The organism is Pseudomonas sp. 32A (genome assembly GCF_052682255.1).
The window spans coordinates 4,383,233-4,402,097 of the sequence record NZ_JBQYLY010000001.1 but is presented as its reverse complement, the minus strand read 5'-3'; the positions used below and the strand labels follow the sequence as shown (position 1 = coordinate 4,402,097).

Sequence of the window (18,865 nt, the reverse complement as noted above, 5' to 3'; positions counted from 1 at the left end):
TGAGGAGTTTCCATGAGCGAGTTGCGCTTTACTGAAGATCACGAATGGCTGCGCGCCGAAGCCGACGGCAGCGTTACCGTGGGCATTACCGCTTTTGCGCAGAACGCGCTGGGTGATGTGGTTTTCGTGCAACTGCCTGAACTGCAGGCCTACGACAAGGGCGCAGAAGCCTCCACCGTTGAATCGGTCAAGGCCGCCAGCGGCGTATACATGCCATTGAACGGCGAAGTCCTCGAAGTCAACGACAAGCTGGATGGCAGCCCCGAGCTGGTCAACGAAGACCCGATGGGCGAAGGCTGGTTCTTCCGCTTTAAACCGGCTGATGCCGATGCAGTAGCTAAGCTGTTGGATCAGGATGCGTACGACCGCCTGATCAAAGCCAACGCTGAAGCCTGAGGAGCGCGCCATGACTAATCTGACCACCGCCAACGAATTCATCGCCCGCCACATCGGCCCGCGCCAGGACGACGAGCAACACATGCTCGCCACCCTGGGCTTTGACTCCCTGGAAGCCTTGAGCGCCAGCGTGATCCCGGAAAGCATCAAGGGCACCGCCGTGCTGGGCCTGAGCGACGGCCTGAGCGAAGCCGACGCACTGGCTTCGATCAAGGCGATTGCCGCCAAGAACGAGCTGTTCAAGACCTACATCGGCCAGGGCTACTACAACTGCCACACGCCGTCGCCGATCCTGCGCAACCTCCTGGAAAACCCGGCCTGGTACACCGCCTACACGCCGTATCAGCCGGAGATTTCCCAGGGCCGCCTGGAGTCGCTGCTGAACTTCCAGACGCTGATCAGCGACCTCACCGGCCTGCCGATCGCCAACGCCTCGCTGTTGGACGAAGCCACCGCCGCTGCCGAAGCCATGACCTTCTGCAAACGCCTGAGCAAGAACAAAGGCAGCAACGCGTTCTTCGCCTCCGTGCACAGCCACCCGCAAACCCTCGACGTATTGCGCACCCGTGCCGAGCCGCTGGGCATCGACGTGGTGGTGGGCGACGAGCGTGAACTGACCGACGTCAGCGCCTTCTTCGGCGCCCTGCTGCAATACCCGGCCAGCAACGGTGATGTGTTCGACTACCGCGAACTGACCGAGCGCTTCCACGCCGCCAATGCGCTGGTGGCCGTGGCCGCCGACCTGCTGGCCCTGACGCTGCTGACCCCGCCGGGCGAGTTCGGCGCCGACGTGGCCATCGGCAGTGCACAACGCTTCGGCGTGCCGCTGGGCTTCGGTGGTCCGCACGCGGCGTACTTCTCCACCAAGGATGCGTTCAAGCGCGACATGCCGGGCCGTCTGGTAGGCGTTTCCGTGGACCGTTTCGGCAAGCCGGCCCTGCGCCTGGCCATGCAGACCCGCGAGCAACATATCCGCCGCGAGAAGGCCACCAGCAACATCTGCACCGCCCAAGTGCTGTTGGCCAACATTGCCAGCATGTATGCCGTGTACCACGGCCCGAAAGGCCTGACCCGGATTGCCAACCGCATTCACCACCTGACCGCGATCTTCGCCAAAGGCTTGAGCGCATTGGGCCTGGCAGTTGAACAAGCCCACTTCTTCGACACCCTGACCATCAAGACCGGCGCGCAAACCGCCGCCCTGCACGACAAGGCCCGCGCCCAGCGCATCAACCTGCGTGTGGTCGATGGCGAACGCCTTGGCCTGTCGGTGGACGAAACCACCTCCCAAGCCGATATCGAAACCCTGTGGAGCGTGTTCGCCGGCGGCAAAGCCCTGCCAGACTTCGCCGCATTGGCTGCCAGCGTTGAAAGCACCCTGCCGGCCGCGCTGCTGCGCCAGTCGCCGATCCTCAGCCACCCGGTGTTCAACCGTTATCACTCCGAAACCGAGCTGATGCGCTACCTGCGCAAGCTGGCCGACAAGGACCTGGCCCTGGATCGCACCATGATCCCGCTGGGCTCGTGCACCATGAAGCTCAACGCCGCCAGCGAAATGATCCCGGTGACCTGGGCCGAGTTCGGTGCCCTGCACCCGTTCGCCCCCGCCTCGCAAAGCGCCGGCTACCAGCAACTGACCACCGAACTGGAAGCCATGCTCTGCGCGGCCACCGGTTATGACGCGATCTCCCTGCAACCGAACGCCGGTTCCCAGGGCGAGTACGCTGGCCTGCTGGCCATCCGTGCGTATCACCAGAGCCGTGGTGAAGAGCGCCGCGACATCTGCCTGATCCCGTCGTCGGCCCACGGCACCAACCCGGCCACCGCCAACATGGCCGGCATGCGCGTCGTGGTCACCGCGTGCGATGCACGCGGTAACGTCGACATCGAAGACCTGCGCGCCAAGGCTATCGAGCACCGCGAGCACCTCGCCGCGCTGATGATCACCTACCCGTCCACCCACGGCGTGTTCGAAGAAGGCATCCGCGAAATCTGCGGGATCATTCACGACAACGGCGGCCAGGTGTACATCGACGGCGCCAACATGAACGCGATGGTCGGCCTGTGCGCCCCGGGCAAGTTCGGCGGCGATGTGTCCCACCTGAACCTGCACAAGACCTTCTGCATTCCCCACGGTGGTGGCGGCCCGGGCGTTGGCCCGATTGGCGTCAAATCCCACCTGACCCCGTTCCTGCCCGGCCACGCCGCGATGGAACGCAAGGAAGGCGCGGTCTGCGCCGCACCGTTCGGCAGCGCGAGCATCCTGCCGATCACCTGGATGTACATCAGCATGATGGGCGGCGCAGGCCTCAAGCGCGCTTCGCAGTTGGCGATTTTGAATGCCAACTACATTTCCCGCCGCCTGGAAGAGCACTACCCCGTGCTGTACACCGGCAGTAATGGCCTGGTGGCTCACGAATGCATCCTCGACCTGCGCCCGTTGAAAGACAGCAGCGGCATCAGCGTGGATGACGTGGCCAAGCGTCTGATCGACTTTGGTTTCCATGCGCCGACCATGTCGTTCCCAGTGGCTGGCACCCTGATGATCGAGCCGACCGAAAGCGAATCCAGGGAAGAACTGGACCGCTTCTGCGACGCGATGATCGCCATCCGCGAAGAAATCCGCGCGGTGGAAAACGGCTCGCTGGACAAGGACGACAACCCGCTGAAGAACGCACCACACACTGCCGCGGAACTGGTTGGCGAATGGAGCCACCCATACAGCCGTGAACAAGCGGTGTACCCGGTGGCGTCGTTGATCGAGGCCAAGTACTGGCCGCCGGTTGGCCGGGTGGACAACGTGTTTGGCGATCGCAATTTGGTGTGCGCTTGCCCGTCGATCGAGAGCTACGCGTAACCTGACCGGTAGAACCCGATCAATGTGGGAGCTGGCTTGCCTGCGATAGCGGTGTATCAGTTGACAGAAATGTCGCCTGACCCACCGCTATCGCGGGCAAGCCCGGCTCCCACAGGGATCGGGTACAACCGAAAATCTGCGTCCAATAATAAGAAACCGGAGAACAACCATGTCTTTAAGCGTGTTCGACCTGTTCAAGATTGGCATCGGCCCCTCCAGCTCCCACACCGTCGGCCCGATGCGCGCTGCCGCTCGATTCGTCGAAGGCTTGAAGCGCGATAACCTGTTAGCCACCACCACCTGCGTCAAGGTGGAACTCTACGGTTCCCTCGGCGCCACCGGCAAAGGCCACGGCAGCGACAAGGCCGTATTGCTGGGCCTGGAAGGCGAACACCCGGACACCGTGAATACTGAAACCGTCGCCGCACGCTTGTCGGAAATTCGCGGCAACGCACGCTTGAACCTGCTCGGCGAACACAGCATTGCGTTCAACGAGAAAGAACACCTGGCGATGATTCGCAAACCCTTGCCCTATCATCCCAACGGCATGATCTTCCGCGCTTTCGACGCCGCTGGCCTGCAGATTCGCAGCCGCGAGTACTACTCGGTGGGCGGCGGTTTTGTGGTGGATGAAGACGCCGCCGGCCACGACCGTATCGTCGAAGACGCCACACCCCTGACCTTCCCGTTCAAAAGTGCCAAGGACTTGCTCGGCCATTGCGCCACCTATGGGCTGTCCATCAGCCAGGTGATGCTGACCAATGAAAGCGCCTGGCGCCCGGAAGCGGAAACCCGTGCCGGCCTGCTGAAGATCTGGCAGGTGATGCAGGACTGCGTGGACGCGGGCTGTCGCAACGAAGGGATTTTGCCGGGCGGCCTGAAGGTCAAGCGACGCGCCGCCGCGCTGCACCGCCAGCTGTGCAAAAACCCGGAATCGGCGCTGCGCGACCCGTTGTCGGTGCTGGACTGGGTCAACCTGTACGCCCTGGCGGTCAACGAAGAAAACGCCAATGGCGGGCGCGTGGTGACGGCGCCCACCAACGGGGCGGCCGGGATTGTGCCGGCGGTGTTGCACTACTACATGCGCTTTATCCCGGGGGCCAGTGAAGACGGCGTGGTGCGCTTCCTGCTCACCGCTGCGGCCATCGGCATTCTGTACAAGGAAAACGCCTCGATCTCCGGCGCCGAAGTCGGCTGCCAGGGGGAAGTCGGCGTGGCCTGCTCCATGGCCGCCGGCGCCCTGTGCGAAGTGTTGGGCGGTACGGTTTCCCAGGTAGAAAACGCCGCCGAGATCGGCATGGAACACAACCTCGGCCTGACCTGCGACCCCATCGGCGGCTTGGTGCAGGTGCCCTGCATCGAGCGCAACGCCATGGGTTCGGTCAAGGCCATCAATGCGGTGCGCATGGCCCTGCGCGGCGACGGGCAACACTTCGTCTCCCTCGACAAGGTCATCCGCACCATGCGCCAGACCGGCGCCGACATGAAAAGCAAATACAAGGAAACCGCCCGTGGCGGTTTGGCGGTCAACATTATCGAGTGCTGACGCCTACAAGCGCGTCCGCACGTTTTTCAGGAGCTGAATATGTCCACCGAAACCCTGTTGAAAACCCCATTGCACGCCCTGCACCTCGAGCTGGGCGCACGCATGGTGCCCTTCGCCGGCTACGACATGCCGGTGCAATACCCGCTGGGCGTGATGAAAGAACACCTGCACACCCGTGAACAGGCCGGGTTGTTCGATGTGTCCCACATGGGCCAGATCCGCCTGACCGGCGCCGGCGCCGCCAAGGCCCTGGAAACCCTGGTGCCGGTGGACATCATTGACCTGCCGGTGGGCATGCAGCGTTATGCGATGTTCACCAACGAGCAAGGCGGCATCCTGGATGACCTGATGGTCGCCAACCTGGGTAACGACGAACTGTTCCTGGTGGTCAACGCTGCCTGCAAGGACCAGGACCTGGCCCACCTGCGCCAGCACATCGGTGACCAGTGCACCATCGAACCACTGTTCGAGGAACGCGCCCTGCTGGCCCTGCAAGGCCCGGCTGCTGTCAGCGTGCTGGCGCGCCTGGCGCCGGAGGTCAAGCACATGACCTTCATGCAATTCGCACCGACCCGCCTGCTGGGCGTGGACTGCTACGTCAGCCGCTCGGGCTACACCGGTGAAGACGGCTTCGAAATCTCGGTGCCGGCCGCCAGCGCCGAAACCCTGGCCCGCAGCCTGCTGGCCGAAAGCGAAGTGCAGGCCATAGGCCTCGGCGCTCGCGACTCCCTGCGCCTGGAAGCCGGCCTGTGCCTTTACGGCCATGACATGAACACCGAGACCACGCCGATTGAAGCCAGCCTGTTGTGGGCGATTTCCAAGGCCCGCCGCGCTGATGGCGCACGTGCCGGCGGCTTCCCGGGTGCCGACGCAATCTTCACCCAGCAACAAACCGGCGTGAGCCGCAAACGCGTAGGCCTGTTGCCACAGGAGCGGACACCGGTGCGTGAAGGTGCAGAAATCGTCGACGAACACGGCACCGTGATCGGCAGCGTCTGCAGCGGCGGTTTTGGCCCGAGCCTGGGCGGCCCGCTGGCCATGGGTTACCTGGACAGCGCATTCATCGCACTGGATACCGAAGTATCTGCATTGGTGCGTGGGAAAAAGGTGCCACTACGTGTAAGTAAAATGCCATTCGTGCCACAACGTTACTACCGTGGCTGATTGACTGTTCCTATAAGTAACGCGGTTGCGTTAACGTGCACTAATCTGTAACGCAACCGCCACATTAAAGTGCACTGTCGATAGTCAATGTTATGTTCCGTCACCTATAACAAGTGACGAATTCTATCGAATAAAGACATTCCACATTGTGAACAGAACTGTCATGAAGCCGAGCAAAACCTGGGCTTTTTCCGGGGCTTGTTTTTTCTGTCTTAGTTGGCGTAGAGTTTGCCCACTGTGTTTGCATGGGTCGCTTTGAACCTGGACCTGGGCAGTAGCCAAAGTTTGCTACAACCCGTTCGACGTCTCTTACTTTCCTGCAACCCAGCCCAGTACTCTTTCATGTGAAAGGGACTGTCATTAATTTTTAGCGTCAAGGAAATAAGAAAATGGCTGAACGTCAGAGCGGTACCGTCAAGTGGTTTAACGACGAGAAAGGGTTTGGTTTTATCACTCCAGAAAGCGGTCCGGATCTGTTCGTCCACTTCCGCGCTATTCAGGGCAACGGCTTCAAAAGCCTGAAGGAAGGCCAGAAAGTGACCTTCATCGCGGTGCAAGGCCAAAAAGGCATGCAAGCCGACGAAGTACAAGCAGAAGGCTGATCCTTACTGCGACAAAAAGCCCCTGATATGACATCAGGGGCTTTTTTATGGGCGTTCTTCCGTAAAATGGCTTTTTTCCTGCCGAGAGCCATGCCATGTCGAAACACCTGCTGAGCCCCCAAGGCGAGTTTCCCGCCGTAGGCCTGGGCCGTCGTCTGGCAGCGATGTTCTATGACTTCCTGTTGTGCACGGCCCTGCTGATCGTCACGGCCTTTATCTACAAGCTGGTGTGGATGGGGTTTGTCGGGGAGGCCAAGTTACGGGCGCTGTCTGAATCTGGCGCGCTGGATGGTGATCCGCTGTTGTCGACGATTTTGTTTTTTGTGTTGTTTGGGTTTTTTGCCAAGTTTTGGACGCACTCGGGGCAGACCCTGGGGATGCAGGTTTGGGGGCTGCGGGTGCAGAACGCTGATGGGTCGCGGATTAGTCTGTGGCAGGCGTTGTTGCGGTTTGTGGTGTCGATTGCTTCGTGGTTGTGCCTGGGGCTTGGGTTTATCTGGTCGTTGTTCGACAAGCAGAAGCGTGGCTGGCATGACATTTATTCGGACACGCGGTTGGTGCGGGTTCCGAAGAAAAAGAAGTAGGTTTTTAGATTGGGGGCATATCCGTTGCTGCGGTTATGGCCGCTATTGGTTCCGCTCTTACAGCGGCTCACTTTTGAAGAGCGCAAAAGTAAGCAAAACGCTCTTGCCCCACCACTCGGCACCTCGCCTAGGCTCGGTGTGCCCTCACTCCGGCTTTGGACCGTGGGCCGCCGTCATGGGCCATCCTTGGCCCAGGACGGCTAACCCGGCGTCCTGCCGGGTTACCCACGCTCCAAAGCCTGCGTTCGGCCAGCGTGGTTTAACGGGGCGCCTAAGATCAAGATCAAAAGCAGATCAAGAGCACAGCGGCCTACCGGCCGGCTTGAGTGTTGAAGAGCAAAATCAAAATCTAAAGCGGGCACGGTCAAATGTGGGAGCTGGCTTGCCTGCGATAGCATCAACTGGGTGTACCTGAAGCACCGAGGTGTCTGCATCGCAGGCAAGCCAGCTCCCACAGAAAAGCAGATCGGTTTTCGCTCTGGTCTTTGCTTTTGCTTTTAACACTCAAGCCGGCCGGTAGGCCGCTGTGCTCTGCTTTTGATCTGCTTTTGATTTTGATCTGCGGGCCCCGTTAACCACGATGGCCGCAAGTAGGCACGGTGGAGCGGGTAAATCGGCAGGGATGCCGATTTAGCCGCGCCGGGCCATGGATGGCCCGTCGCGGCGGCCCGCGGAGCCGTGCCGGAGTGCGGGCATGCCGAGCCTAGGCGAGGCACCGAGTGGTGGGGCAAAGACCTTTTGGTTACTTTTGGGGCGTTTGCCAAAAGTGACCCGCTGTAAGAGCGGAACCCTAAGCCGCCGTTACCGCAGCAACGGATATGTACACAAACCAACCCACCACAAATCAGGCATTCCCCGCCAACCTCAACCGAGCCGCCTGAGTAAAATCCAACATCCGCTTCAGCGGCCTAACCGCCTGCGGAATCACCGAAGGCTCAACAAAAATCTCATTACTCCCCTCACGCAAACACTGCAGCGTACGCTCCAGGGTATTCATCGCCATCCAGGGACAATGCGCACAACTGCGACACGCCGCCCCATTCCCGGCCGTCGGCGCCTCGACAAACACCTTGTCCGGACACAACTGCTGCATCTTGTAGAAGATGCCCCGATCAGTAGCCACGATAAACGTCTTGTTCGGCAACCGCTGCGCCGCCGCGATCAACTGGCTGGTCGACCCCACCGCATCCGCCAACTCAATCACCGAAGTGGGCGACTCCGGATGCACCAGAATCGCTGCGTCCGGATACAACGCCTTCATGTCCTCCAACTGCTTGGACTTGAACTCCTCGTGCACGATACACGCACCGTCCCACAGCAGCATGTCCGCCCCCGTCTGACGCTGGATATAGGTGCCCAGATGCTTATCCGGCCCCCAGATAATGGTCTCGCCGTTATCCATCAGGCTTTCGACAATCTCCAACGCACAACTGGAGGTGACCACCCAATCAGCCCGGGCTTTCACCGCTGCCGACGTGTTGGCATAAACCACCACCGTGCGCTCAGGGTGCTGATCACAGAACGCCGAAAACTCATCCACCGGGCAGCCAAGGTCCAGGGAGCAGGTGGCTTCCAGTGTCGGCATCAGGATGCGTTTTTCAGGCGTGAGGATCTTGGCCGTCTCGCCCATGAAGCGCACGCCCGCCACCAAGACGGTCTTGGCCGGGTGCGCCGCGCCGAAGCGGGCCATTTCCAGGGAGTCAGAGACACAGCCACCGGTTTCTTCGGCCAGGGCCTGAATCACCGGATCGCAGTAGAAGTGCGCCACCAGCACCGCGTCCTGAGCCTTGAGCTCGGCGGCGATGGCGGCACGGTAGCCCGCCTCTTCTTCGGCGCTCAGCACCTTGGGCTGCTTGGCGTCGAGGTGGGCTTGGACCAGAAGGCGTTCGGAAATTTGCGTCATGTTCGCAAGACCTGCAGGCGCAGTTGCGCGAAAGTCGAGTGTACCACCGGCTCTGGAGCCCTTCGGGCGCCGCCGGACGAAGTGATTGTGCTCATCAAGCACGGTGAAGCTGCGCAAGGCTACAGAATATCGAATGGTTTCAAAAGCCTAATCTGGGATTCGGCGAGGCATAAAAAAAGGGAAACCCAAGCAGGGGTTTCCCTTTTTTACAACGACCGGTTTAACGGGACAAAACGGTGGGGTCGTCTTGCAGCAACACCCACTGATGCATGTTCGCCAGCGCATCCTTCAGGATGGTTTCATCGGCGCCCTGGGCCTTCTTGCCTTCCCGCGCCGCGTACTCCAGCAACACCAGGTAGTCGCGATGGCTGCTGGCCTGGTTCGGCGCCACGCTGTCTTTAACCAATATCCCCATCTCATAGCGCTGGGTGCGGGTGCTCTGGCTGGCGCTCTGGTCCACGGAGGCGTTGGTCAGGAGGCCGTCCTTGTAGGTGATATTCGCCGCGCTGCTGGCCTTGTCGTCGACCTGCACGTAGAGGTAGTTCTGCGACTCGCGCTGGGTGTCGAAAGACGGTGGCTTGCCGCCATTGAGCGCCAAATGAAAACGGGCTTTGAGAGTTGATTGCTGGACCTGGTCGACCGTGCGATTCGAGAGGTCATTGCCTCCGACACGCGTCTTCTGGGACACCTCATAGGCAAACGTGTCGTTTTCCATAAGACGGGACGGGTTCGGCAACGTGGCCGTCTGGCGGATGGAGGCCTTGAAATCTGCAAGACCGGTGAGCAAGCCTTGATCCGCCGCACTCCGGGTCAGTGGCTGCGGTGCCTTGATGCCCTGTGGGTAGTTGCTGTTCATGGCGGTAAACGCGTCCTTGAACATCGCCATCATGTCAGCGTCGGCTTTGCCCCGCGCCTGGGCCTTGTCGAACTGGGCCAGGTAGCTTTTCAGCGCGATTGCCTGTTGCTTGGCGTTACCGATAATGCCGGCGTTTTTCAGGTCGACCGAAAGATTCACCTCCCCCGCCGGGCCACTCATCCGCGTCGTACGGCTCTGGCTGTCCGCATGGAATGCAAGCGTGAGGTCCTCAGCCTTGCGTACTTTCAATTTGCCGCTGAGGTCCACCGAGGACAACACACTGGAATCAAACTGCGTCAGCTTGCTCAGCTCGAGTTTCGGCGGCTGGGCGGCCAGACCGTCGATAGCCCCCTGGAACGCTTCGCCCAACTTGGCGACTTCCTTGAGCTCGGCGGCGCTGAGGGTGCCGCCGTCCACCTTGGCCTGCGCGGCCAGGCCACTGGACTGGCTGGCCAGACTGAAGGTGACGGTCTTGCCGCTGGCCGTCTTGACGGTGAGGCTGACCAGGTTGTCTGCCTTGCTGTGGAGCAGCGCCTGTTGAATCTTGAGCTCGTCGGGGCTTTGGGTCTTGGACGAAGTGGTGCTCAGCGCCGACTGGGAAATGTCGGTACCGCTCTTCGCAAATTGCTCGATCAGGGTAGCGCCCAGGCCGCTGAAGCCCGTGCCTCTGGGCAGCACATAGAAATTCGTGTTGATCGCTTTAGTGACCGCATAGTAGCTGTCACTTTCCCAGGCGTTGATCGACCCATGGCCGGGCAATTGGCCGTTACGGGAATAGGTGCCGGCTTGAACATCCACCGTGACATTGCCAAGGCTGACCACCGAGGAAGGACGCACGGCAGTGGCGTCCGTTTCTGGCGTCAGCGTCGCTGGCGGCGCAACGGCGGGTCGATTGATAAGGGGAATGGCGGAGCTGATCGGCGAAAGCGTAGTCATGACGATCCCTGTCTTGAGCTGAATTACGCCTAATTTAACCAAGACAGGCAGGGTTTGGTAGCACGATCGATACAATTGCTAGCAAAGAGCCATGTCAGAAAAATGACTCTTTGCCCTGTTTCGGTGCATCAGAAGCGGTAAGTTACCGAACCACCAAAACCGTTGGCGCTGTTTTCATACTTGGCGTCGTAGGTCAGGCCCAAGGCGGGCTGGCTCTGGCGCACCTTGATCGGTTCTTCCTTGAGGTAGGAATAGGCCACGTCAAACGTTACGTTTTCGATTGGCGTCCACCCGGCACCGAGGCTGAATACGGTGCGGTCACCCGTCGGAATCCGCAGGGAACGGTCGGTGTTGTTGGTTGGCGTCTGATCCACCGAGAACCCGGTACGCAGCACCAGTTGTTTGTTGACCCGATACGCCGCGCCAATGGCGTGGGACCAGGTGTCATGCCAGTTCTGCTGTTCGGTGATCGCATTCAAGCCGCCGAACTGGGCGGCCAACGCTGACACACCGTCGTTGTTGATGGTGATCTTCTTCAGCTGGCTCCAGCGTGTGTAAGTGCTGCCCAGGTACAAGGTCCAGTCATCGTTCAGTTGATGGGTAACCGAGAAGTCCACCGACGAGGGTGTGGTGACATTGAGGCTGGCGTCATAGCGTTGCGGGCCGCCATCAAAGGCATCGGAAATCAGGCCGGAAGCGTTGGTCTTGCCGCTGAGGTGGTAGACCACCTGCGAGTGATAAGTCAGGCCGATGCGCGTGCTTTCCAGCGGCTGTACCAGAATACCGGCATTGAAACCGGTGGCGGTGTCGTCACCCTTGACCTTGACCTTCTCACCGGCGCCACCCCCGAGCGGCACGTTGGAATCCAGTTCACCCGAGATCCGGTTGAAGGTGGGGCCGAAACCCACCGAGACCTTGTCGTTGAAGGCATAACTGACGGTCGGCTGCACGGTAATGACCTTGATCTGGCTTTTATTGCCAAAACCATTGCCCTGAAAGCTGCGCTCATAGTCGGTTTCCAAACCGAACGGCGCATAGATCCCCAGGCCGAACGCCCAGTGTTCATCAATCGGCGTCACCAGGTAGCCCATCGGCACGGCAATGCCAGGCACCATATCGCCCTTGTCGGTGCCCGGGTTATTGGCACCGAATTGCGAGGAGCTGGCGTTCTTGATATTCGAACTGGCATCCAGGTAAGTCGCCCCGATGCTCACTTCATTCTGCTTGAGGCGGGACATGCCGGCCGGGTTGCCGAACACCGTGCTGGCGTCATCGGCGGAGGAGGAACGCCCGGCGTAGCCTGTACCCATTGAACTGATGCTTTGTTCATTGAGGGCGAAACCACCTGCAAACAGGGACGTGGAGGCGAGCGAAATCGACAGCGCCAAAGCGCTCTTGCAGAGTTTTTTATTCATTATTAGAACTCGAATTATTGGGCAGCACGAGGAAGCTACCAATCTTCGAGCGGGCAAATTATGAAGAGTTTTTCATGCGGGAAATTGTCCGACAATCCTCTTGATTTCAACGACTTTGGCGGTTTTTAGCGCACTTATTCAGACCTGAAAACCCGAAAGTGACTGATGAGTTTTAAGCTTGATCCCGCGCTTGCAGGCAGACGGGGTCTGCCGTCGAATTAGCGTCAAATGGCTGGAGATATAAGTGTCGCAATGACATGATGGCGGGTATTTAACACGCGCGGCAGCACTCAAATGAATAGCACTATCGGGAAGGGTTCAGAAACACATCGCCCACCCGAAACGGGTGTCAGCGATTTGTCCGTCGCGGGCCTGGATCACAGCGAAGCCTTCACCGAGCGCGTGCTTGCCAGCATCAACGACTGCATCAAGGTGCTGGACCTCGACGCACGCCTGACCTTCATGAGTGAAGGCGGCAAGCAGATCATGGAAGTCAGCGACTTCAATGCGATTCGCGGCTGCCCCTGGCCGGACTTCTGGCAGGACCAGGGAAATCTCGACGCCAAGGCCGCCGTGCAAGCCGCCCGAAATGGTCAGAACGCCAGCTTCATCGGCGCCGCCAATACCCTGGCCGGCAACCTGAAGTGGTGGCATGTGAACGTCAGCCCGATCATGGGCAGTGACGGACTGCCGGAGAAGATCCTCTGTGTTTCCCGGGACATCACGCCCCTGCGCGAAGCCGAAGAGTCCCTGCGCAAACTCAACGAGTCCCTGGAACAGCGGGTGATCGAACGCACCCGCGACCGCGACCGCATCTGGCGCCTGTCGCCAGACCTGATGCTGGTGGCGCAGCTCGACGGTGTGATCTCCGCCGTGAACCCGGCGTGGACACGCATGCTCGGCCACACCGAAAACGACCTGGTGGGCAGCCAATTGCTGGCCCTGGTTCACCCCGACGACCTGGCCGTCTCATCCTCGGCGGTCAGCCGTTTGGGGGATGGCAAGAACTTCCCCAACTTCAAGAACCGTTACCGCCACCAGGACGGCAGCTACCGCATGATCGCCTGGACGGCCGTGCCCGACAGCGACTACATCCATGCCGTGGGCCGCGACATCCAGGCCGAGGAAGAAGCCAAGGAAGCCTTGCGCCTGTCGGAGGATGCCCGGCGCCAGTCGCAGAAACTGGAAGCCATCGGCCAGCTTACGGGTGGTGTCGCCCACGATTTCAATAACCTGCTGACGGTGATCAAGTCCTGCGCCGACTTGCTCAAGCCGCCCTCCCTCAGCGAAGAGCGGCGCGTGAAATACGTGGAAGCCATCGCCAGCACCGTCGACCGCGCAGCCCGCCTGACCGCCCAATTGCTCACGTTCGCCCGCCGCCAGGCCTTGCGGCCAGAAGTGTTCAACGTCGGCGAAAGTGTGAAGCGGGTGGGCGAGATGATGGACAGCCTGACCGGTTCACGGGTCAAGGTCAGCATCCAGGTGCCCGACGACGCCTGCTATATCAACGCCGATGAGAGCCAGTTCGATACCGCGCTGGTCAACATGGTGGTCAACGCCCGGGACGCCATGGCCGGCAACGGGCATTTGACAATTACTGTCTCGACGGCCAGTTGGCTGCCTTCGGTTCGCGCTCATCCGGTGCGCATCGCCGAATACGTAACCATCGAGCTGGCCGACACCGGGTCGGGTATCCCGCCGGAGAAACTCGACGCGATCTTCGAGCCCTTCTACACCACCAAGGGCATCGGCCAGGGCACCGGTTTGGGTTTGTCTCAGGTGTACGGCTTCGCCAAGCAGTCGGGCGGTGAAATCCTGGTGCAGAGCGAATGCGGCACAGGCAGCCAATTCACCCTGTACCTGCCCAGGGTCGAGCCAAGTGCCATGCCGGTACTTCAAGACACCAGCCCCACCCCCATCGTCTCAAGCTTGTGCGTGCTGATGGTCGAGGACAACGCCGATATCGGCCTGTACACCTCACAAACCCTGGAACAGATGGGCTTTCACGTACTCTGGGTGCCGGATGCCAACAGCGCGCTGGAAGCCCTGGCACCCAACCCGGAAAGCTTCCAGGTGGTGTTCTCCGACATCTCCATGCCCGGCATGAGCGGCCTGGAGTTGCTGGACGCAATCGAGGCCCTGTATCCGTGGCTGCCGGTGGTGCTCACCACTGGCTACAACGACGAGTACGCGCGTATCGCTCAGGAAGAGGCCAGCCGTTTTGTCTTGCTGCAGAAGCCTTACTCCACCGAGGCACTGGCCCTGCTGCTGCAAAAAGTCGTCAAGAGTCGCCTGACCCTGACCGCACAAGGCTAAACCGCCGGCTGGGTCGCGCTGCCTGGAACATTGCCCATCTCCAGGGCCAAGTCCAGCCAGGCCCGTGCTGCCGGGGGCAGATGCGCCTGTCGCCGCCAGGCCAGGGCGATGTGCCAATCGGTCTGGGGCTCATCCAACTGGATCAGAGCAATGCCGGCGTGCAGGTGTTTGTAAGCCAGCATGCTCGGCAAAAACGCGACCCCCAAGCCTGCGGCAACCAGGTCGACGATAAAGTCGATCTGGGCGCTGCGGGCGGTGATGCGTGGGACTACGCCTCTGCGCTCGCAGGCCGTGAGAATAATCCGGTTAAGCGCAAACCCGGCCTCGAACAAAATGAAAGGCGAGTCGGCCAGATCGGAAAAATTGACGCTTTTGCGCCCGGCCAATGGATGGTCGATCGGCATTACCACCATCAGCGGTTCGACGCGCACGTCCTGATATTCAAATTCCCCCGCCACCGGTACCAGCAATGCGGCCAGGTCCACCTCCCCGGCCTCCAGGCATTCGCCCAGCTTCTTGCTGCCGTGCTCGATCAGCTCGATCTCGATCTCCGGATAACGCTGTCGATACAACGCAAACATCGCCGCAAACAGCACGCCACTGCCCACCGGCGGCAAGCCAATGCGCAATACACCGCGCTTGAGCCCCAGCAGGTCGTTGATCTCGGCCACCAGGTCACTGCGCTCGGCCAGCAACACCAGCGCGCGTCGGTAGGCAATTTCGCCAGCGGCCGTCAGCTCGCTCTTGTGGCCGATGCGATTGAACAGCGGCGTGCCCAACTCATCTTCCAGGGTCTTGACCGCCTTACTGACGGTAGACTGGGTGAGCGAAACCACCTCGGCCGCCTGTGAGAAGCTGCCCTGGCGAACCACTTCGACAAAGGCCAACAACGTACGAAGGTTCATGAGTATTCCATTTGCGACTTGATTCAAGTTGGAAAAGTTGTTTTTACCATGAATGGCCTTTGTCTATGCTCACCCCACCGTTTTTCTTCACTCGGGGCATCACTGTTCATGATCATTTCGTCCGCATCGGATTACCGCGAAGCCGCCCGCCGCAAACTGCCGCGTTTCCTGTTCGACTACATCGACGGCGGTGCCTACGCCGAACACACCCTCAAGGCCAACAGCTCGGACCTGTCCGATATCAGCCTGCGCCAGCGCATCCTGCGTAACGTCGAAAGCCTGAGCCTTGAAACCACGCTGTTCGACCAGCCCTTGGCGATGCCGGTGGTGCTCAGCCCGGTGGGCCTGACCGGCATGTTTGCCCGGCGCGGTGAAGTGCAGGCGGCGAAGGCGGCAGCGAACAAGGGCATTCCGTTTTGCCTGTCGACGGTGTCTGTGTGCCCGATCGAGGAAGTGGCGTCCCAGAGTGCGCAATCCATCTGGTTTCAGCTGTATGTGCTGAAAGATCGCGGCTTCATGAAAAATGCCCTGGAGCGAGCCCAGGCCGCCGGGGTGAAAAACCTCGTATTCACCGTCGACATGCCCACCCCCGGCGCGCGTTATCGCGACGCCCATTCGGGGATGTCCGGCGCCTACGGGCCGCAACGCCAAATCCTGCAGGCCATGACCAAACCGGCCTGGGCCTTCGATGTGGGCCTGCTGGGTCGCCCCCACGACCTGGGCAACATCTCCAAATACCTGGGCAAGCCCACCCAACTGAAGGACTACATCGGCTGGCTGGCGAACAACTTCGATCCGTCTATCAGCTGGAAAGACCTGGAGTGGATCCGCGAGTTCTGGAAAGGCCCAATGATCATCAAAGGCATCCTCGACCCCGAGGATGCCAAGGACGCGGTGAGCTTTGGCGCCGACGGCATCGTCGTCTCCAACCACGGCGGCCGCCAGCTGGATGGCGTGCTGTCCACGGCCAAGGCGCTGGCGCCTATCGTACAAGCCGTGGGCAGCGATCTGACGGTGCTGGTGGACTCCGGCGTACGCTCGGGGCTGGACGTGGTGCGCATGCTCGCGCTGGGGGCCAAGGGCGTGTTGCTGGGCCGTGCGCAGGCTTACGCACTGGCCGCCGACGGACAGCGTGGCGTGGAAAACCTGCTGGATATCTTCGCCAAGGAGATGCGCGTGGCCATGACGCTGACCGGGGTCACGTCGATTGCACAAATCGATGAATCGATTCTGGTACGCGGCCAAAACTGAGTTGAAACGAGGCAGCCCCGTTCTCTTGCCAAGACCGGGGCTGCCCTTTTCAGCCACGTATAAACAAAAAGATTAAGCGCCTGTATTGCAACAATCAAAAAGCTCTCTTCGCCCCCTCCTGAACGACTAACTCCCGAAAAACCAACCTACATTAAGCACCTGCCTGCCCTTCTTTCACCACCCTTGTGCATTTATTTTGTGAATAACACGGCATTCCCCACGTTTTACGTAATAAATCCTCCCTCCGATGTAACAATCCGTTTAATGATGGCTCAACTATGGCAAGCCCCTGGGTTAACCGCCTGGTTCAGGGGCATGGATCGTGCGTATTTCTACGTTAAGGATGTCGAGTGCCGAATCAGCCCTCAACCAAACGCCACAGCGGCACCCACAAACTGGTCACGGCCCTGCTCTGCCTGTGCACGCTGCCGGCGGCCGCCGCCGATGGGCCGGTGCCTGGCCAGGAAGCACTGCGCTTGCAGCAGCAACAGCAGCGCGACCTGCAGCAACTGCAACTGGAACAGCGTCAGCGACAACTCCAGCGAGGCAGCTTCGCACCGCCGCCGGCCACGCCAGCATTGCCCGCGAACACCACTCAGGATCAGCGCTGCTGGCCCCTGAGCGGTACCCGCGTGGCCGGTGTCACGCTGTTCAACAAGGCTGAACTGGACACCCGCATCGAACCCTATGTGGCGCCGTGCATGGGCGCCGCGCAGATCAACCGCCTGCTGGCCGAAATCACCCGCCTGTATGTCGAGGCCGGCTACATTGCCAGCCGTCCGTACCTGACCAGCCCCCCGGCCGCCGGACAGCCGCTGGCGATTCATGTCGAAGAAGGCTACGTCGAAGCCATCGAGCTGGCCGACCAGAGCCTGCCCGTGTCGTTACGCGGGGCATTCCCGGGCATGCTCGGCGAGCCGCTGAACCTGCGGGACCTGGAACAGGGCCTGGACCAACTCAATCGCCTGCGCTCGGTTGACCTCACCGCCGACATCGCCCCTGGCGGCGCAGCGGGTGCCTCACGGATCATCCTGCGCTCGCGCAGCACTGCCTCGCGGTGGTCGTTGGGACTTGGCGTCGACAACCTCGGCAGTGCCGGCACCGGCCGTGATCGCAATGCGGTCAGCCTCAGCCTGGACAGCCCGTTGCAGCTCAACGACGCGCTTAACCTGAGCTTCAGCGACACCCTCAACCACGGCCCGCGTTACAGCCGCAGCAACAGCCTGTTTTATTCCATCCCCTACGGTTACTGGACCTACAGCCTGTTCGCCAGCCATGCCGAATACCGCTCGCCGTTCAAGCTCAGCCGCACCACGCTCTATAACAGCGGCCGCACCGATCAAGTCAGCCTGCGCACCGACCGGGTGTTGTGGCGCGACCAAAGCCATCAACTGAGCGCCAACCTGCAACTGGCTTACAAGGACGTCGACAGCTATCTGCAAAAGGTTCGGCTGGGTATCCAGAGCCCGACGCTGACCGTGGCCGAGGCCGGCGTAAATCTGTTCTGGCTCAACAGCGCAGTGTGGAACCTGGACGTCAATTACGCCCAGGGCCTGACCTGGTTCGGCGCCGACCGCGACGCCGATCAAGTGGTGAAAAACCTGCCCCAGGCGCAATTTCACAAGTACCGCGCCAACCTCACCCAATGGCGCAATGGCCAGCTCTTCGGGCAACCGTGGCAGTGGCAGAGCCAACTGTCGGTGCAATACAGCCCGGATGCATTGCCTGCCATCGAACAACTGCTGGTGACTGACGATTCGGCGGTGCGTGGCTATCGCGAGAACAACGCGTCCGGCGCCATCGGTGCGGTGTGGCGCAACACCTTGCGCCTGCCGCTCAACAGCGACCTGCCGTTCAAGATCACCCCGCGCCTGGGCCTGGACAACGGCTGGGTCAAGCGTGAATACGGCGCCCGCAGCCAACGCCTGAGCGGCGCCAGTGCCGGGCTCAACCTGAGCTGGAAGAACGTGCAACTCGACCTCGATTACCAACGCAACTTGAACACCCCCGCGGGGTTTGCCCAGGAGCCGGAGGTCTGGCTGACGCGCCTTAGTTTGCAGATATGAGCCGACACCTGATTTGCCTGAAATAAACGCAGCACCTGATCAGCACGGCAGCGTTGCACCGAACGACG

The 18,865-nt window shown here is 60.7% G+C and carries 13 protein-coding genes; 9 read left to right on the top strand and 4 right to left on the bottom strand.

Translation table 11 applies throughout. The features are described 5' to 3' along the window. Nucleotides 1–12 precede the first annotated feature (12 nt). The 6 genes from gcvH (at nucleotide 13) to ACUN0G_RS20185 (ending at nucleotide 7,149) form a co-directional block, all read left to right on the top strand. Nucleotides 13–396 (top strand): glycine cleavage system protein GcvH, encoded by a 384-nt coding sequence (gene gcvH, locus ACUN0G_RS20210; RefSeq protein WP_445574118.1) that lies wholly within the window; start codon nucleotides 13–15, stop codon nucleotides 394–396. Between the two features lie 10 nt (nucleotides 397–406). Beyond that, a complete protein-coding gene (gene gcvP / locus ACUN0G_RS20205; RefSeq protein WP_258347380.1) occupies nucleotides 407–3,253 on the top strand; it encodes an aminomethyl-transferring glycine dehydrogenase in 2,847 nt (948 codons plus the stop codon). 169 nt (nucleotides 3,254–3,422) lie between these two features. Then, entirely contained in the window at nucleotides 3,423–4,799 is a 1,377-nt protein-coding gene (locus tag ACUN0G_RS20200) for an L-serine ammonia-lyase (protein WP_330564484.1), read from the top strand. A 39-nt stretch (nucleotides 4,800–4,838) separates the two neighbouring features. Continuing rightward, complete coding sequence (gene gcvT, locus ACUN0G_RS20195) at nucleotides 4,839–5,963, top strand: glycine cleavage system aminomethyltransferase GcvT (protein ID WP_445574117.1); 1,125 nt, start codon at nucleotides 4,839–4,841, stop codon at nucleotides 5,961–5,963. A 389-nt stretch (nucleotides 5,964–6,352) separates the two neighbouring features. After that, on the top strand, nucleotides 6,353–6,565 hold the full coding sequence (locus ACUN0G_RS20190) for a cold-shock protein (RefSeq protein WP_003316897.1): 213 nt from the start codon (nucleotides 6,353–6,355) through the stop codon (nucleotides 6,563–6,565). Nucleotides 6,566–6,660: 95 nt separating this feature from the next. Next, the gene (locus tag ACUN0G_RS20185; protein WP_445574116.1) at nucleotides 6,661–7,149 is read left to right on the top strand and encodes an RDD family protein; all 489 of its coding nucleotides are present in this window, start codon (nucleotides 6,661–6,663) and stop codon (nucleotides 7,147–7,149) included. Nucleotides 7,150–7,993: 844 nt separating this feature from the next. Here ACUN0G_RS20185 and nadA read toward each other — a convergent pair. From nadA to ACUN0G_RS20170, 3 genes are all read right to left on the bottom strand, one after another. After that, on the bottom strand, nucleotides 7,994–9,052 hold the full coding sequence (nadA, locus tag ACUN0G_RS20180; RefSeq protein ID WP_003209852.1) for a quinolinate synthase NadA: 1,059 nt from the start codon (nucleotides 9,050–9,052) through the stop codon (nucleotides 7,994–7,996). Nucleotides 9,053–9,272: 220 nt separating this feature from the next. Continuing rightward, on the bottom strand, nucleotides 9,273–10,844 hold the full coding sequence (locus ACUN0G_RS20175; RefSeq protein WP_445574115.1) for a lactate dehydrogenase: 1,572 nt from the start codon (nucleotides 10,842–10,844) through the stop codon (nucleotides 9,273–9,275). Nucleotides 10,845–10,972: 128 nt separating this feature from the next. Next, entirely contained in the window at nucleotides 10,973–12,259 is a 1,287-nt protein-coding gene (locus ACUN0G_RS20170) for an OmpP1/FadL family transporter (protein ID WP_445574114.1), read from the bottom strand. 357 nt (nucleotides 12,260–12,616) lie between these two features. Between ACUN0G_RS20170 and ACUN0G_RS20165 the strand changes: the two genes are divergently transcribed. Beyond that, a complete protein-coding gene (locus ACUN0G_RS20165; protein ID WP_445574113.1) occupies nucleotides 12,617–14,575 on the top strand; it encodes an ATP-binding protein in 1,959 nt (652 codons plus the stop codon). Here the strand turns inward: ACUN0G_RS20165 and ACUN0G_RS20160 are convergent. Further along, complete coding sequence (locus tag ACUN0G_RS20160; protein WP_258347393.1) at nucleotides 14,572–15,480, bottom strand: LysR family transcriptional regulator; 909 nt, start codon at nucleotides 15,478–15,480, stop codon at nucleotides 14,572–14,574. The genes ACUN0G_RS20165 and ACUN0G_RS20160 overlap by 4 nt on opposite strands. Nucleotides 15,481–15,588: 108 nt before the next feature. Here ACUN0G_RS20160 and lldD point away from each other — a divergent pair, with 108 nt between their 5' ends. Continuing rightward, on the top strand, nucleotides 15,589–16,731 hold the full coding sequence (gene lldD, locus ACUN0G_RS20155) for an FMN-dependent L-lactate dehydrogenase LldD (protein ID WP_445574112.1): 1,143 nt from the start codon (nucleotides 15,589–15,591) through the stop codon (nucleotides 16,729–16,731). A gap of 350 nt (nucleotides 16,732–17,081) precedes the next feature. Continuing rightward, on the top strand, nucleotides 17,082–18,797 hold the full coding sequence (locus tag ACUN0G_RS20150) for a ShlB/FhaC/HecB family hemolysin secretion/activation protein (protein WP_445574111.1): 1,716 nt from the start codon (nucleotides 17,082–17,084) through the stop codon (nucleotides 18,795–18,797). Nucleotides 18,798–18,865: the final 68 nt, after the last annotated feature.